At 72.2% G+C, this 14,725-nt stretch carries 15 protein-coding genes and 1 tRNA gene; 3 read left to right on the forward strand and 13 right to left on the reverse strand.

The genetic code is table 11. The annotated features are described in order from the left end of the window. Positions 1 to 154: 154 nt before the first annotated feature. From rplL to ACH4N1_RS14835, 9 genes are all read right to left on the reverse strand, one after another. Entirely contained in the window at positions 155 to 538 is a 384-nt protein-coding gene (rplL, locus tag ACH4N1_RS14795) for a 50S ribosomal protein L7/L12 (protein ID WP_392240428.1), read from the reverse strand. 111 nt (positions 539 to 649) lie between these two features. Continuing rightward, positions 650 to 1,180, reverse strand: coding sequence for a 50S ribosomal protein L10 (gene rplJ, locus ACH4N1_RS14800; protein ID WP_363089021.1), 531 nt, complete (start codon positions 1,178 to 1,180; stop codon positions 650 to 652). A 308-nt stretch (positions 1,181 to 1,488) separates the two neighbouring features. Then, the gene (locus ACH4N1_RS14805) at positions 1,489 to 2,316 is read right to left on the reverse strand and encodes a hypothetical protein (protein WP_398097273.1); all 828 of its coding nucleotides are present in this window, start codon (positions 2,314 to 2,316) and stop codon (positions 1,489 to 1,491) included. A 109-nt stretch (positions 2,317 to 2,425) separates the two neighbouring features. Further along, positions 2,426 to 3,343, reverse strand: coding sequence for a hypothetical protein (locus tag ACH4N1_RS14810; RefSeq protein ID WP_398097275.1), 918 nt, complete (start codon positions 3,341 to 3,343; stop codon positions 2,426 to 2,428). Between the two features lie 129 nt (positions 3,344 to 3,472). After that, positions 3,473 to 4,198 carry a 50S ribosomal protein L1 gene (rplA, locus tag ACH4N1_RS14815; protein WP_319673713.1) on the reverse strand — a complete coding sequence of 242 codons (726 nt, stop codon included), beginning with the start codon at positions 4,196 to 4,198 and terminating at the stop codon, positions 3,473 to 3,475. Positions 4,199 to 4,301: 103 nt separating this feature from the next. Next, the gene (gene rplK / locus ACH4N1_RS14820) at positions 4,302 to 4,736 is read right to left on the reverse strand and encodes a 50S ribosomal protein L11 (protein ID WP_020132675.1); all 435 of its coding nucleotides are present in this window, start codon (positions 4,734 to 4,736) and stop codon (positions 4,302 to 4,304) included. 169 nt (positions 4,737 to 4,905) lie between these two features. Beyond that, positions 4,906 to 5,802: a transcription termination/antitermination protein NusG gene (gene nusG / locus ACH4N1_RS14825; RefSeq protein WP_398097277.1), complete on the reverse strand. Its 897-nt coding sequence runs from the start codon at positions 5,800 to 5,802 to the stop codon at positions 4,906 to 4,908. Positions 5,803 to 5,881: 79 nt separating this feature from the next. Beyond that, positions 5,882 to 6,169: a preprotein translocase subunit SecE gene (gene secE, locus ACH4N1_RS14830; RefSeq protein WP_356560341.1), complete on the reverse strand. Its 288-nt coding sequence runs from the start codon at positions 6,167 to 6,169 to the stop codon at positions 5,882 to 5,884. A 108-nt stretch (positions 6,170 to 6,277) separates the two neighbouring features. After that, positions 6,278 to 6,350 (reverse strand) — tRNA-Trp (locus ACH4N1_RS14835). 281 nt (positions 6,351 to 6,631) lie between these two features. Between ACH4N1_RS14835 and ACH4N1_RS14840 the strand changes: the two genes are divergently transcribed. Both ACH4N1_RS14840 and ACH4N1_RS14845 read left to right on the forward strand, forming a co-directional pair. Further along, entirely contained in the window at positions 6,632 to 7,858 is a 1,227-nt protein-coding gene (locus ACH4N1_RS14840) for a pyridoxal phosphate-dependent aminotransferase (protein ID WP_398097279.1), read from the forward strand. 123 nt (positions 7,859 to 7,981) lie between these two features. After that, positions 7,982 to 9,013 carry an adenosine deaminase gene (locus tag ACH4N1_RS14845; protein WP_398097280.1) on the forward strand — a complete coding sequence of 344 codons (1,032 nt, stop codon included), beginning with the start codon at positions 7,982 to 7,984 and terminating at the stop codon, positions 9,011 to 9,013. A 185-nt stretch (positions 9,014 to 9,198) separates the two neighbouring features. Here the strand turns inward: ACH4N1_RS14845 and ACH4N1_RS14850 are convergent, their stop codons facing one another. The 3 genes from ACH4N1_RS14850 to ACH4N1_RS14860 are packed head-to-tail and all read right to left on the reverse strand — an operon-like array spanning position 9,199 to position 12,180. Then, positions 9,199 to 10,698: a hypothetical protein gene (locus ACH4N1_RS14850; protein WP_398097282.1), complete on the reverse strand. Its 1,500-nt coding sequence runs from the start codon at positions 10,696 to 10,698 to the stop codon at positions 9,199 to 9,201. Next, complete coding sequence (locus ACH4N1_RS14855; RefSeq protein WP_398097284.1) at positions 10,673 to 11,491, reverse strand: hypothetical protein; 819 nt, start codon at positions 11,489 to 11,491, stop codon at positions 10,673 to 10,675. The genes ACH4N1_RS14850 and ACH4N1_RS14855 overlap by 26 nt, the downstream gene beginning before the upstream one ends. Beyond that, positions 11,488 to 12,180: a hypothetical protein gene (locus ACH4N1_RS14860; RefSeq protein ID WP_398097286.1), complete on the reverse strand. Its 693-nt coding sequence runs from the start codon at positions 12,178 to 12,180 to the stop codon at positions 11,488 to 11,490. The genes ACH4N1_RS14855 and ACH4N1_RS14860 overlap by 4 nt, the downstream gene beginning before the upstream one ends. Before the next feature lie 377 nt (positions 12,181 to 12,557). Between ACH4N1_RS14860 and ACH4N1_RS14865 the strand changes: the two genes are divergently transcribed. Next, positions 12,558 to 13,241: a 4Fe-4S single cluster domain-containing protein gene (locus ACH4N1_RS14865; protein WP_398097287.1), complete on the forward strand. Its 684-nt coding sequence runs from the start codon at positions 12,558 to 12,560 to the stop codon at positions 13,239 to 13,241. A 281-nt stretch (positions 13,242 to 13,522) separates the two neighbouring features. Here ACH4N1_RS14865 and ACH4N1_RS14870 read toward each other — a convergent pair whose 3' ends face one another. After that, positions 13,523 to 14,629, reverse strand: a complete 1,107-nt coding sequence (locus ACH4N1_RS14870) for a macro domain-containing protein (protein WP_398097289.1) — start codon at positions 14,627 to 14,629, stop codon at positions 13,523 to 13,525. Between the last annotated feature and the right edge of the window lie 96 nt (positions 14,630 to 14,725).

Raw genomic sequence — 14,725 nt, forward strand, 5'->3', positions numbered from 1 at the left:
CTCGCGAACTCAGGTGCAAGGCAACCGTGGCCGGGCCCTCGGGAACGCCGAAGAGCGACCACCCGGATGGATGATCGCTCCTCGGTGCGTCGGCGTTACAGCCCCGGGGGGACCTGTTTCGGCCTTCGCTGCGGTCGTCGCCGACCGCGGGGTGTTACTTGACCTCGACCGAGGCGCCGGCGCCCTTGAGGGACTCGGCGGCCTTCTCGGCGGCGTCCTTGGCGACCTTCTCGAGGACGGGCTTCGGGGCGCCGTCCACGAGGTCCTTGGCCTCCTTCAGGCCCAGGGAGGTCAGCTCACGCACGACCTTGATGACCTGGATCTTCTTGTCGCCCGCACCGGTGAGGATGACGTCGAACTCGTCCTTCTCCTCCTCCTGCTCGACCGGGGCGCCCGGGGCACCCGGGGCGGCGACGGCGACCGCGGCGGCGGCGGTGACGTCGAACTTCTCCTCGAAGGCCTTCACGAACTCGGAGAGCTCGATGAGGGTCATCTCCTCGAACTGCGCGAGCAGGTCTTCCTGGCTGAGCTTCGCCATGGTGGGCGATCCTTCCACTAATTCGGCAGGTGCCGGATGTACTTGTTCGGCGGGCGTACGGTCGGCCCGCTAAGACCGCTGCCTCAGGCGGCGGTCAATGCGCGAGCCGAGTTACTCGGCACCGCCCTGCTCTTCCTGCTTGGCGCGAAGGGCGTCCACGGTGCGGACGAGCTTCGAGGGAAGCGCCTGGAAGAGCTGCGCAGCCTGGGACTGCTTGCCCTTGAAGGCACCCGCCAGCTTGGAGAGCAGAACCTCGCGGGACTCGAGGTCCGCAAGCTTCTTGATCTCGTCGGCGGACAGCGCCTTGCCGTCAAGGACACCGCCCTTGATGACGAGGTTGGGGTTGTCCTTGGCGAAGTCACGAAGACCCTTCGCCGACTCCACCGGGTCACCGGTGACGAAGGCAACTGCCGTCGGACCGTTGAACAGGTCGTCGAGCGTCGAGATCCCGGCCTCGTTGGCCGCAATCTTGGTCAGCGTGTTCTTCACCACGGCGTACTGGGCGTTCTCACCGAGCGAACGACGCAGCGACTTGAGCTGCGCCACGGTGAGACCCCGGTACTCGGTCAGCACGGCGGCGTTCGAGCTGCGGAACTGCTCCGCGAGCTCGGCCACCGCGGCAGCCTTGTCGGGCCTTGCCATGAGCGTCGGCCTCCTTCCGGGTGTTGACGACCGCTCGGAAGGGGCTGGGACAAACGAAACGCCCCGGCGCAGGCGCACGGGGCGAGAGCTCGACCGAACGAAATCCGTGTACGGATCGCGATCCGGGAGCACTTCCACAGTCACCTGCGCGGGTCGTCCGCATATCAGCGGATCCTTCGGCCACCGCACCCTCTTGCGAGCGCACGGCAACGACCAGCGGTCTTTGGCTTCTGTAGGAGCGTACGGGAACGGGTCGCCGTCAAGCAAATCCGCCCGTGAGGGGGCTCGGCGCTCCGCCCGTGAGGGGCTCAGCGGCCGGCCTTCTTCGTCTCCTCGGCCAGGTCGAGGGTGTCCGAGGCGGGCGGGGCCTGCACCGTGACGGGCTCGCCGAAGTCGAGGAAGGTGATGGTGAGGTCGAGCTGGCCGTGCCGGCCGAAGCCCTGGAACCGCAGCTGCTTGGTGCGGCCGGCCCCGTCGATCCAGACGTCCATGTCCAGTTCGTCGACGCCGAGCTTCTCGTACTGCGCGAGGGCCTGCTCGCGCCGCCGGCGGACGCTCTCGGCCTCGTCGCGGTAGGAGGCCCGGATCTCGTCGACGCCGGCGGTGCCCTCGTAGTGGGTGGTGGTCACGCCGTCGACGGTCTCCGTGCCGGTCGTCCTCAGGTCGTCGGCCGCGGTGAGGAAGGCGCTCTCGTGGGCCGGGTTGCGGCGGACCTTGTCGGCCGTCGACGTGGTGTCGGCCTTGACGCCGCTCGGGGTGCCGGAGCTGCCGGGCGCCCCGAACCGCACCCAGTGCCTGCCGTCCTCGGTGGCCTCGTCGCTGCCGACGTACAGCACCCCGTCGACGAGGCGGACCTCGCCGACGCCCTTGCCGGGGCCGCCGAGGACGGTCGTCCGCAGGCTCATGGCGGGCGGCTCGACGGCCATCGCGGCCTCGGCCCTGATCCGGCCCTCCTCCGGCGTCCGGCCGGTCATCCGGTAGCGCAGGGAGCCGAGTTGCTCCGTCTTCTCCGCGGCCCGTGCGACGGCCGTGGCCGCGGTCTTCCGGTCGCCGCCGTCCGCCGCACCCTCCGAGGCCGCCGCACAGCCCGTGACGAGCAGGGCGGACAGCCCGAGGACACCCACGGAAGATCTCATGCACATTCCCCCACGCAGCACACGGTGAACACCCGGTCGGTTCACGGCGAAGGGGTGAAGGTATCCCAGGGGTGCGGGCGGGGTCCCGTGAATTCCCGGCGGTCCGCGCTCAGGGCGTGGAGCCGGCCCCCTGCTGCCGGAGCAGCTCGGAGAAGTCGGCGGTGTCGGCCGCCGGGGGCGCCTCGGTGTCGACCGGGGTGCCGTAGTCGCTGTAGTAGGCGGTCTGGCTGTACGTGCCGTTCGCCGACCGGCCCTTCTCGACCTTCTTGACCAGCAGGTCGTCCTCGTCGACCCAGATGTCGACGGTCTCGGTGGTGACGCCGGCCTGCTCCAGCTGTTTCCTCAGGTCGGCGAGCTGGCTCTCGCCGAGGCTGGAGTTGCGGCCCGCGAGGTCGGCTATCTCGACGGTGCCCGAGTAGTGCGTGGTCCGCTCGCCGCGGACCGTCTCCTCGCCGACCCTGCGCACGTCCCCGGAGGCCAGCAGGAGCTTCACCGACTGGTTCGGGGTGGAGTTCTCCATCTGGTCCTTGAGATAGGCCCCCGAGCCGCCGCCGAGGGTCTCCAGCGCGTCGTACGGGTACTTGATCCAGTGCTTGCCGCCGGCCTGGTCGGCGAAGGCGTCGCCCATGCGTGCGTAGTACGCGTCGGGCAGATAGCGGGCCTGCATCGAGGTGGTGCCCAGCTGCCGCATGGTGTCGGCCATGGTGCCGCCGGTGTAGGTGATGGTGAGGGTGCCGGTGAGGCCGTCGCCCCAGCCGAGGGAGCCGTCGGCCGTCATCGCCATCACCGAGCCCATGGTGGTCGTCGACTCGACCTTGGCGGAGTCGGCGCCGTCGGTGGACTCCTCGGCGGTGCGCAGCGCGGCCATCGGACCGACGCGGCCGCCGCCGTCCCCGTTGCTGCCGGAGGAGGCGGAGCCCTCGTCCCCGTCGGATCCCCCGGAGCCCGGGCCGCAGGCGGTCACCCCGGTCAGCAGGGCCGCCGCGACGATCGAGAGGCCCGCCCGGCGTGCGCTGGTGCCCTTCATGCCCTCACCCCCATCTTGTCCCCGTGTCCGCACGGTAACGCACGGCACCGACAGCCGTGCGGGAAAAGGGACGAGCCCCGCACCTCGGAAGGTTGCGGGGCTCGTCGCCGGCTGGGCGAACCGTCAGGTTCAGACCGCGGCCGGGTCCTCCTCGACGAGGAGGTTCCGGGTGCGGTTGGGGTCGACCTGGATGCCGGGGCCGATCGTGGTGCTGATCGCGGCCTTCTTGATGTAGCGACCCTTGGCGGCGGACGGCTTCAGACGGAGGATCTCCTCCAGCGCCGCGCCGTAGTTCTCCACCAGCTGGGTGTCGTCGAACGACGACTTGCCGATGATGAAGTGCAGGTTCGAGTGCTTGTCGACGCGGAACTCGATCTTGCCGCCCTTGATCTCCGTGACGGCCTTGGCCACGTCGGGGGTGACGGTGCCGGTCTTCGGGTTCGGCATCAGACCACGCGGACCGAGCACGCGGCCGAGGCGGCCGACCTTGCCCATGAGGTCCGGGGTGGCGACGACGGCGTCGAAGTCCAGACGGCCCTTCGCGACCTCGTCGATCAGTTCGTCGGAGCCGACGATGTCGGCGCCGGCGGCCTCCGCGGCCGCAGCACGGTCACCGGTCGCGAAGACCAGGACCCGGGCAGTCTTGCCGGTGCCGTGCGGCAGGTTCACGGTGCCACGGACCATCTGGTCGGCCTTGCGCGGGTCGACACCCAGACGGAAGGCGACCTCGACGGTGCCGTCGAACTTGGACGTGGAGGTCTCCTTGGCGAGACGGACGGCCTCGAGCGGGGCGTACAGCTTCTCCCGGTCGATCTTGGCGTCCGCAGCGCGGAGAGACTTGCTGCGCTTGCTCACTACTGCTCCTGGGGGTTCTGAGGAGTCGTGGTACGGGCCGAGCAGGCCCTGCCACGTGCGGCCGGAGCCGCGACTGCTACGAAGGTGCTACGGGGCTGGGAACTCAGCCCTCGACCGTGATGCCCATGGAACGGGCGGTGCCGGCGATGATCTTCGACGCGGCGTCCAGGTCGTTGGCGTTGAGGTCGGGAAGCTTGGTCGTGGCGATCTCGCGGACCTGCGCCTCGGTGATCTTGGCGACCTTGGTCTTGTGCGGCTCGCCCGAGCCCTTCTCGACACCCGCGGCCTTGAGGATCATCTTCGCGGCCGGCGGCGTCTTGGTGATGAAGGTGAAGGAGCGGTCCTCGTAGACCGTGATCTCCACCGGGATCACCCAGCCACGCTGCGACTCGGTCGCGGCGTTGTAGGCCTTGCAGAACTCCATGATGTTGACGCCGTGCTGGCCGAGCGCGGGGCCGACCGGCGGGGCGGGGTTCGCCGCACCGGCGTTGATCTGGAGCTTGATGAGCCCCGTGACCTTCTTCTTCTTGGGAGGCATTGCTCTCTCCGGGTCCTAGTGAGAGTTTTCAGCCGTCCGGTCCGGATGATCCGGATGGAGGCATACCGCACAACGATAACGGGTATCCCTGCGCGGCCAAAAACCGAGCAGGTCAGGCACCGCGCGAGCGGCCACCTGACCTGGTCGGAGGCTTGTGTTCCAGAAGGGGCTAGTTCTTCTGGATCTGGTCGAAGCTCAGCTCGACCGGGGTCTCGCGGCCGAAGATCTCGACGAGGCCCTTGACCTTCTTCGAGTCGGCGTTGATCTCGTTGATCGTGGCCTGGAGCGTGGCGAACGGGCCGTCCGTGACGGTGACCGAGTCGCCGACCTCGAAGTCCAGGACCTGGACCTCGACCTTGCGCTGCGGGGCCGGCTTGCCCTCGGCCTCGGCGGCCTCGCGGGCGGCCTTCTCCTCGGCCTCCGGGGCGAGCATCTTGACGATCTCGTCCAGGGTCAGCGGGTACGGGTCGTAGGCGTTGCCCACGAAGCCGGTGACGCCGGGGGTGTTGCGGACGACGCCCCAGGACTCGTTCGTCAGGTCCATGCGCACCAGCACGTAGCCGGGGAGCTTGTTCTGACGGATCGTCTTGCGCTCGCCGTTCTTGATCTGCGCGACCTCTTCCTGCGGCACCTCGGCCTGGAAGATGAAGTCCTCGACGTTCAGCGAGACGGCGCGCTGCTCGAGGTTGGTCTTCACGCGGTTCTCGTAGCCGGCGTACGTGTGGATGACGTACCACTCGCCGGGCAGGGTGCGGAGTTCCTCGCGCAGGGCGGCGACGGGGTCGACGGGCTCGGCCGGCTCGGCTTCCTCGGCCTCTTCCGCGACGGCCTCGCCGTCCTCGGAGCCCTCCTCGTCGGAGTCCTCTTCGCCGGAGGCCTCTTCCTCGGACTCCTCGGAGGTCTCTTCGTCCTCGACGTGCAGCGCGGCTTCCTCCGCGGGCTCGCCCGCCTCGGCATCGGCAGCCTCGAACTCGTCCAGGTCCTCGTCAGCGCCCTCGACGATGTCGAGCTCGTCGTCAGCCGACTCATCCGGCTCGATGGCGTCGTTCAGGTTCTGGTCAGACACGGTGGCTGCTTCTTCCTGGATACATAGGGGTGGAACACGCGAAAGGGGCGCCGATCACCCGGCGCCCTTCGCTCTCGGCTCAGCCGAATACGTACTTCGCGGCGTGGTCGAGTCCATAGTCAATCACGGTCACCAGACCGATCATGATGACCACGAACACGATCACGACCATGGTGTACGTCGTCAGCTGGCCCCGCGTCGGCCAGACGACCTTGCGAAGCTCCGCGACGATCTGGCGGTAGAAGAGCGCGAGCCGCTTCAGCGGACCCTTCTTGGCGCGCTTGCCGCCCTTGCGGGACTTCTTCTGCGCCTCAGGCACCTCGTCCTGGGCATCAGGCGTGTCGATGGAGCCCACGGCATCCGCCATTCGTCCTCACCTGTTCCCGGGTCGTGGCCGTGCCGCGCCCGGTCTGAGCCGCACGGCGGTGCATTTCTGTACGTACATGCGCACACTGCCTGGCGAAGGAGTGTGTAGCAGGGCCGGAGGGACTTGAACCCCCAACCGCTGGTTTTGGAGACCAGTGCTCTACCAATTGAGCTACGACCCTTTGTGTGTTCCCCAACGTACCGCATCCATCCGGATGCTTGGTGTGCACCGGTTGTGGCACGGCTGTTGAAGGCCAACGACGTAGGAGTGTACGTGTTCCGGGGCGCCTCGTCGAACATGAAGCGCCCGTGAGGGCCCCGACGGCGGAAGATCGTCGGGAAACGGCCGGAAGATCACCAGGCCACCGCCGGGATCAGCACGGACGTTCGCAAGTGAGCCCGTCCTTGTTCAGTCCGTGAAACCCGTGTGCCGGGCGCGTTTCCTGTCTGAAAACATGGGGCCATGAGCCCTGCAACCCCTCCCACCGAGCGCCGGGTCTCCGCCCGGGTCGGTGCGATCTCCGAGTCCGCCACCCTCGCCGTGGATGCCAAGGCCAAGGCCCTGAAGGCCGCCGGGCGGCCGGTGATCGGCTTCGGCGCCGGTGAGCCCGACTTCCCGACCCCGGACTACATCGTCGAAGCCGCCGTCGAGGCCTGCAAGAACCCGAAGTACCACCGCTACACGCCGGCCGGCGGCCTGCCCGAGCTGAAGGCCGCGATCGCCGCGAAGACGCTGCGCGACTCCGGCTACGAGGTCGAGGCGTCGCAGATCCTCGTCACCAACGGCGGCAAGCAGGCCATCTACGAGGCCTTCGCCGCGATCCTCGACCCGGGCGACGAGGTCATCGTCCCGGCGCCGTACTGGACGACGTACCCCGAGTCGATCCGGCTGGCGGGCGGTGTTCCGGTGGAGGTCGTCGCGGACGAGACGACCGGTTACCGGGTCGGCGTCGAGCAGCTGGAGGCGGCGCGCACGGAGCGGACGAAGGTCGTCCTCTTCGTCTCCCCCTCCAACCCGACCGGCGCCGTCTACAGCGAGGCCGAGGCGGAGGCGATCGGCCGCTGGGCCGTGGAGCACGGTCTGTGGGTGATGACCGACGAGATCTACGAGCACCTCGTCTACGGCGACGCGAAGTTCGTCTCGCTGCCGGCGCTCCTTCCCGAGCTGCGCGACAAGTGCATCGTGGTCAACGGCGTCGCCAAGACGTACGCGATGACGGGCTGGCGGGTGGGCTGGATCATCGGCCCGAAGGACGTGGTGAAGGCGGCGACGAACCTCCAGTCGCACGCCACCTCGAACGTCTCGAACGTGGCCCAGGTGGCCGCGCTGGCCGCCGTCTCCGGTGATCTGGAGGCGGTCGCGAAGATGCGGGAGGCGTTCGACCGCCGCCGCCGGACGATCGTGCGCATGCTCAACGAGATCGACGGCGTGCTCTGCCCCGAGCCCGAGGGCGCCTTCTACGCCTACCCGTCGGTGAAGGGGCTGCTCGGCAAGGAGATCCGCGGGAAGCGCCCGCAGGACTCCGTCGAGCTGGCGGCGCTCATCCTGGAGGAGGCCGAGGTCGCGGTCGTCCCGGGCGAGGCCTTCGGCACGCCGGGCTACCTGCGGCTGTCGTACGCGCTGGGCGACGAGGACCTCGTCGAGGGCGTGAGCCGGATCCAGAAGCTGCTGGCGGAGGCCAGGGACTGACCCGCCCCGTGCGCGGGTCCGCGGGCCGTCTCCTCCGGGAGGCGGCCCGCTGCCGTGTGCGAGCAGGACCACGTTCGGGGAAACGGCTACCCGGACGGCCTCGGCGTACGGCAGGATTCCGGAATGGAGCGTGTACGTGATGTCTCTGAGCTGCCGAAAGCCCATCTGCACCTGCACTTCACCGGGTCGATGCGACCCGGCACCGTGCTGGAACTCGCCGACAAGTACGGCGTGCGTCTGCCGGAGACGCTGAGCGAGGCCCTGACCAGTGGGGAGCCGCCCCGGTTGCGGGCGACCGACGAGCGGGGCTGGTTCCGCTTCCAGCGGCTGTACGACGCGGCCCGCTCCTGCATCAGAGAGCCCGAGGACATCCGGCGGCTGGTGCGCGAGGCCGCCGAGGAGGACGTGAAGGACGGCTCGGGCTGGCTGGAGATCCAGGTGGACCCGACGTCGTACGCGCCGCGGCTGGGCGGGCTGATCCCGACGCTGGAGGTCATCCTGGACGCCGTGGAGTCGGCGTCGAGGGAGACCGGGCTCGGGATGCGGGTGCTGGTGGCGGCGAACCGGATGAAGCATCCGCTGGACGCCCGCACGCTGGCCCGGCTGGCCGTGCGGTACGCCGACCGGGGCGTGGTGGGCTTCGGACTGTCGAACGACGAACGCCGGGGCATGGCGAGGGACTTCGACCGTGCCTTCGCCATCGCCCGGGAGGGCGGGCTGCTGTCGGCCCCGCACGGCGGCGAGCTGGCCGGGCCCTCCTCGGTGCGGGACTGCCTCGACGACCTGCACGCCACGCGGATCGGCCACGGCGTCCGGGCGGCGGACGACCCGCGGCTGATGAAGCGGCTCGCCGAGCGCGGTGTCACCTGCGAGGTCTGCCCCGCCTCGAACGTGGCCCTGGGCGTCTACGACAAGCCGGAGGACGTGCCGCTGCGCACCCTGTACGAGGCCGGGGTGCCGCTGGCCCTGGGGGCCGACGACCCCCTGCTGTTCGGCTCCCGGCTGGCCGACCAGTACGAGCTGGCCCGCCGCCACCACGCCTTCACGGACGAGGAGCTGGCCGAACTGGCCCGCCATTCGATCCAGGGTTCGGCGGCCCCGAAGGGCGTGCAGCAGAAGCTGCTGTCGGGGGTGGACGACTGGCTGGCCTCCTGACCGGCGGCCGTCGCGCCGCGGTTCACCGGCCGGGTCGGCGTGGCGCGCTCCGCGCCGGTCCGGGCGGACGGTGCCGCGTGGTGGGATGCGGCGTGGGCGTGGCCCCCTGACCACGCCCACGCCCACGCCCACGCCCGCACCCGACGCCCGCACCCGACGCCCGCGCCCGACGCCCGCGGGGCGGCTCAGAGTCCGGCCCGCGCCCGGGTGGGAACGGGTTCGGGCAGCAGCGGGTAGCGGGCCGACAGCCGCATCGCGCCCTCGGTGACCGCCGGATCGTGCGAGGCCGCCTGCACACCGTCGAGATAGGCGTGCGCGGCCGCCTCGAACACGGCGTCCACCGCGGCCAGTTCGGCGGCCAGCGCCTCGCCGCGTTCCCTGGCCCGCTCCGCCTGCGTCTCCTGCTCGCGCCGGGCCCCCGCCGCCGCGGCCACGGCCCGCGAGAGGGCCGTCTCGGCCTTCTCCAGGTTGCGGTGGTGGTGGCGGTAGGCGGCGACGAAGGGGTGCTCCTCGGACAGGGCCAGCAGGAAGGCGATCCCGCCGGAGAGCAGCAGCAGCGAGATGAAGGTGACGGCGACCGTGTGCTGGTCCAGGTGGAGCTGCTCCAGCACGGTGGGGGCCGGGGGCAGGTCGACGCCCATCTGGCGGGCGAGGTCCTCCATGCCCCCGTCGGGGGCGTCCCGGAACACGATCCGCGCCCGCAGGTCCCCCAGGTACCAGGCGGCCCAGCCCCACACCGACGCCAGCGCCGCCGCGACCGGCAGCACCACCCACAGCGAGGCGGTGGCCCCGCGTCGGCGCCACTGCCGTCCGGCCTGGAAGGGTCCGGCCGTCATGACGACCCCGACGGCGGCCGACAGCAGGTAGGCGCTCAGCCTGCCCTCCGGCGTCCCGTCGTGGATCGCCAGGAACAGCGTGACGTACACCGGGAGTTCGACGAGCACCAGCAGTGCGGCGAGGGCCAGCCGGGGCCGGCGGGCCATGGCCGCGGTCTCGGTCAGGCCCTCCCAGTGCGCCGTCGGCGGCACGGCGACGGGCACGGGCTCCGGCTCGAAGTCGTCGTCCGGGTCGGAGGCGTACGGCGAGGCGTACGGCGAGGCGTACGGCGGGGCGGGCTCCGCGGCCGGGTCCCGGCCGGGGTCGCGGTCCGGGCCGCCGGGGGCGACGCGTCCCGCCATCCAGGGCAGCACACGGTCGCGGCTGTCCTCGCGGGCGGCGATCCGGGCGGCCGCCCGGTCCAGCCGGGCGGTGGCCGCGAGCCGGCGGCGCGTCTCCTCCGCCTGGGCGTCGCGGGCCCGCCGGGCGTCCTCCTCGCGGGCCGCGGTGTCGGCGTACAGGCGCGCCGAGTCGCGCAGTTCGCGTTCCTCGCGCTCGTGGTGGCGGGCCACGGTCCGGTCCCGGGCGTGGCCGCGCAGTCCGGTCAGCCGGCCGAAGTAGGGCAGGCGGTGGACGGAGCCGAGGACGTACGGGTTGAGGGTGCCGTCGCCGGCGGCGCGGCGGCCGGCGGACTCGGCCTGCGTGAGGAGCTGCCTGGCCTCCTTGGTCTCGGTCGGCGGGACGGGCCCGCGCGGCGCGGTGCCGCCGCCGGTACGGCCGAGGCCGGGGGCGCGGCCCCGGCCGCGCCGGAAGGGCAGGCCGTACCTGAGCCTGCGGGGCTCCTCAGGCCCCGTATCCGTCGTCGACACCGACCTTCACCTCCTCCTCCAGGACCTGCTGCCAGAACTGGCCCATCTGCTCGACGCGTTCGGGTGTGGTCCGGCCGCCGCGCATGGCGAAGCCGACGCGGTGGACGGTGGTGTCGGGCAGTTCGGGCAGTCCGCGTACGGCGACCAGGGCGGCGACGGCCGCGTCGCGCTGGGCGGGTGTCTCCAGCTCGAACTTGGAGAGCCGGAAGTCGGGGTCGGACTGGTCGAAGTCGCTGATCACCAGGACGTGGTAGGTGCCGTCGCCGTCGCGGGGCACCTTGGCGGCGCGTTCGAGTCCGCCGAGGACGTCCGAGCCGGGCTGGCGCCGGCGGGCGCAGTCCAGCATCTTCTCGGCGCCCGCCTCGGCGAGGACGCGGGTCTGTTTCCACAGGCTCTCGCGGTCGGAGCGCTGGTCGCCGTCCGGGTCGAGGTCCATCCGCGGCACCTGGCAGGAGGAGGCGGTGGAGGCCGCGGTGATGGGCGCGTAGGAGACGTACCGGCATTTCTGGTCGGCCAGGAAGCCGGGCACGGTCGCCTTCAGTTTCTCCTTGGCGCGGAAGCCGTTCTCGCTGTCGGCTCCGGAGCCGGATCCGTCGACGACGACCGTGCAGTCGGCGGAGAGCCGGTCGGGTCCGTCGAGCGCCCCGCACCCCGTCAGCAGCAGGGCCGTGGCGCCCAGTGCGGCGGTCATCCGTGCGGTGTGCGTGGCGGCGTGGTGGGCGGTGCGGTGTGCGGCGTGGCCTGTGGCCCGCCGGGCCGCACGGCGTGCGGCGTGCTGTGGTGCGGTGCTCATCGGGTCCCCCGTTCTCCCCGGCCGGCCGTCGCGGCCGCCGGCCCGATCCTCTGCTCCAGGATGTGCAGGGCCCTGCGGACCAGGGCGTCGTCGAGCATCCAGTCCGGTGCTCCCGTCCATATCTCGTCGGGTGCCGCCAGGGCCGTGCCGGCCGTGGCCCACTCGGGTGGGTCGGGCGGTTCGGGCACGCCGGGCGGCTCGGTCCGGTGGTCGCCGCGCGCGCGGGCCAGGCGTTCGGCGCGGCGCCGGGCCCGGCGCTCGGCCCGGCGGCGGGCGCGTGCCCGGGCGCGCGTGTGGGCGGCTTCGTAGTGGGCGAGTTCCTGGTCGGCGCAGGCGGCGAGGGCCAGGCCGCGCTGCTGGCAGGCCGTCACCTCCGTGCGCCACTGCGACACCCAGCCGCCGAAGCGGGCCAGGGCCGCGGGCACGTCCTCGCGCCGGTGGTCGTACTCCGTCACGATCCGCGCGGACTCCGCGTGGACGCGGTCGATGTGGGCCGCGTGCCGTGCGACGAACCGGGACCGCAGGTCCTCCAGTGCCATCCGCAGCCCGCGTTCGAGCTGGCGGGCGTAGTGCTCGGGGCCGACGCCGGCCCGTCCGTCCCGCTTGCCGCGGCGGGTGGCCCGCCAGCGGGTGCGCGCGGTGAGGCGGCTGCGGCCGTAGTCCGCCGGGACGGACTTCACCTCGCTCATGGGATCCCCCTCGTCGATGACCCGGATCGCCCCTGTGGGCCGCGTGCGGGCACGGCGACGGTGCCCTGGCCGGAGCGAAGGCCCCGCCGGAATCCGGGATTTCGCGCAGCCTAGGGGAAAAACGAACGCCGGAGGGAGGGATTTCCGACACCGGATTTCCGGTCATCCGGGAATCGACCGGAGATCGACCGGAGGGCGACCGGAGCGGTGCCGGCGTTCCTGGAAAACTTCCGAAAACACCGGTGGGACGGGCGGGACTCGGAATAGTCTTCGCTTCCGCTTCGGGCCGCGGAGACCCGTGAAAGCGAATAGATCTTCGAATGCATGCCGGTGCACGCCGGATGCATTCAGGGAGTACAGGGGCGCAAGGGGGGCGCATGGTCGAGTACGACGCCGACGCGGCGCGCGAGGTGCGGATCGCCGACGGGTACTTCCCCGTCGAGACGCTCGGCCCCGGCCGCCGGCTGGCCCTGTGGTTCCAGGGCTGCGCCCTCGCCTGCCCCGGCTGCATGTCCCGGCACACCTGGGACCCGGCGGGCGGGCGGACGGTCACCGTGGGCGAGCTCCTCCGGCTGTGGCGGACCGCGCTGGACCGCGGCGCGCAGGGCCTGACGGTCAGCGGCGGGGAGCCGCTGGCCCAGCCGGCCGCGCTGGCCGCGCTGCTGAGGGGCGCCGACCGGCTGCGCCGCCGAGGCGACGGCCCGCGCGCGGACCTGCTGGTCTACACCGGCCACGAACCGGGCGAGGTGCCGGCGCGGGTGTGGTCGGCGCTGGCGGGCGCGGACGCGGTGGTGACGGGGCGCTTCCGGGTCGCCGAGCCGACCGACCTGGTCTGGCGCGGGTCGGCCAACCAGCGCCTGGTCCCCCGCACCCGGCTGGGCACCGCCCGCTACGGCCCTCACCTCACCCGCACGTACGCCCCCGGCCCCCGGGTGACGCTGCGCGCCGACGGCACGGCCACCCGCCTGTACGGCGTCCCGGCCCGCGGCGAACTGCGTCGGCTGGAGCTGGGCCTGGCGGCGTCGGGCGTACGGCTGAGGGGGCCGAGTTGGCGGGGGTGAGGGAGCGGTCGGCGGTCCGCGCGCCCTTCGACGGCACCGGTCGCCGCCCCGTGGGCCGGCCGGGTCCCCTAGGGCGTGTTTCGAAAGTGGCGTCGTCTGCCCGAAGGGCAGGCCCGGCGGCGTCTGGTGCGTGCGATCGCAAGGCGGAGGGCCGTCCCGATACCGGTGGTATCGGGGCGATCCCGACAACGCGGCTGGGGGCGCCCCCTCCGGGGGAGTGCGTGCCAGACGCCGCCGGGCTGGGGGCACCCCCTCTGGGGGAGGGACTTTCGAAACACGCCCTAGGCCCCCGGCGCTCGCGGAACCTTCGCGTCGAAGTGGCTCGCCGCCTCCGGGTACCGGGTCACGATGTGCACGGACCAGTCGGGGTCGGCGGTGAGGGCGTCCTCTATGGACCAGCGCAGCCATTCCGCGCTGGTGCGGCGGTCCAGGCCGCCACGGCCCGCGCCCAGCAGGGGGAAGCAGATCGACCGCAGGCCGGCGGCGCGTTCCTGGCGGGCCGTGGCGAAGCAGGCCGCGACCGCGGTGGCGATGTCCTGCGGATCGACGCGGTAGCCGAGGCCGTCGGGTATCGCGAGGGCCGCGTGGTAGACGCGGCGCACCCCGCGCTCGGCGAGGGCGCCGGGCCCGGTGGGCACCACGGTGCCGGGCCGCAGGGGCAGGACACCGGGCCGGGCGCGCACCCAGGCGGCGAGTTCCTCGGCCAGGACGTCGGTCGCCGGGCCCTCGGGGCTGCGGCCGACGACCGCCGCCCGGCGCAGCGCCCCCGAGACGGTGGGCCGGAACGACTTGGACATCTCCAGGTGGATGTTCTCCGAGGAGACGAGGACGTCGATGTCCCGCAGCAGTTCGATGGGCGAGACGTGCACGGTGACCGGCCGGCTCCCGGCCCGTCCCGGCAGCCCGGTGTACGGCACCGGCGCGGGCCGTGCCCCGTCCGGGCGGGCGGCGGGACGGGGGCCGGGCGCGGCGGGCCGGGGTGCGCGCACGACCGGTTCGCGGGCCTCGGCGAGGATGGCCCCCGCCAGCTGCTCGACGACCCGCCGCTCCTGGCTGTGCCGGTAGCGCTCGTCGCTCACCCCGTACACCTGGGCCGCCGCCCGGCGCCGGTCCGCGGCCGGGTCGCCCCGGTGACCGGGCAGCAGACCGAAGGTGCACTGGGCGGCACGGCCGATGAGGTCGTCGGTGCCGAGCCGCTCGGCGGCGGCGCGGACGAGCCGTTCCGCCCCGTCGGCCAGGTCGTCCTCGCCCTCGGCGTATCCGGCGTGCAGGGTGACCGCGCGCAGCCCTCGGGGCACCAGCGACTGCAGCGCGGGCAGGCCGCCACGGCGCAGGTTCCGCAGTTCCCGTTCGAGGTCGGCACGGTCCGGCAGACCATCAGGGTTCATGCCGGTCAACATAGCGGCGCCGGTGCCGCGATCGCCGGGTGTTCGGCAAGGGCGGGCGGTGCCGGAGCGGGGTCGGTACGACCTCCGGATCTCCGT

The sequence above is a fragment of the Streptomyces sp. NPDC017202 genome, from assembly GCF_044331705.1.
Lineage (GTDB): Bacteria > Actinomycetota > Actinomycetes > Streptomycetales > Streptomycetaceae > Streptomyces.

What these genes read in the sequence shown, in the direction of transcription:
- rplL (WP_392240428.1), bottom strand. Translation starts at nt 538, where the DNA reads ATGGCGAAGCTCAGCCAGGAAGACCTGCTCGCGCAGTTCGAGGAGATG.
- rplJ (WP_363089021.1), bottom strand. Translation starts at nt 1,180, where the DNA reads ATGGCAAGGCCCGACAAGGCTGCCGCGGTGGCCGAGCTCGCGGAGCAG.
- ACH4N1_RS14805 (WP_398097273.1), bottom strand. Translation starts at nt 2,316, where the DNA reads ATGAGATCTTCCGTGGGTGTCCTCGGGCTGTCCGCCCTGCTCGTCACG.
- ACH4N1_RS14810 (WP_398097275.1), bottom strand. Translation starts at nt 3,343, where the DNA reads ATGAAGGGCACCAGCGCACGCCGGGCGGGCCTCTCGATCGTCGCGGCG.
- rplK (WP_020132675.1), bottom strand. Translation starts at nt 4,736, where the DNA reads ATGCCTCCCAAGAAGAAGAAGGTCACGGGGCTCATCAAGCTCCAGATC.
- secE (WP_356560341.1), bottom strand. Translation starts at nt 6,169, where the DNA reads ATGGCGGATGCCGTGGGCTCCATCGACACGCCTGATGCCCAGGACGAG.
- ACH4N1_RS14840 (WP_398097279.1), top strand. Translation starts at nt 6,632, where the DNA reads ATGAGCCCTGCAACCCCTCCCACCGAGCGCCGGGTCTCCGCCCGGGTC.
- ACH4N1_RS14845 (WP_398097280.1), top strand. Translation starts at nt 7,982, where the DNA reads ATGGAGCGTGTACGTGATGTCTCTGAGCTGCCGAAAGCCCATCTGCAC.
- ACH4N1_RS14855 (WP_398097284.1), bottom strand. Translation starts at nt 11,491, where the DNA reads ATGAGCACCGCACCACAGCACGCCGCACGCCGTGCGGCCCGGCGGGCC.
- ACH4N1_RS14860 (WP_398097286.1), bottom strand. Translation starts at nt 12,180, where the DNA reads ATGAGCGAGGTGAAGTCCGTCCCGGCGGACTACGGCCGCAGCCGCCTC.
- ACH4N1_RS14865 (WP_398097287.1), top strand. Translation starts at nt 12,558, where the DNA reads ATGGTCGAGTACGACGCCGACGCGGCGCGCGAGGTGCGGATCGCCGAC.
- ACH4N1_RS14870 (WP_398097289.1), bottom strand. Translation starts at nt 14,629, where the DNA reads ATGAACCCTGATGGTCTGCCGGACCGTGCCGACCTCGAACGGGAACTG.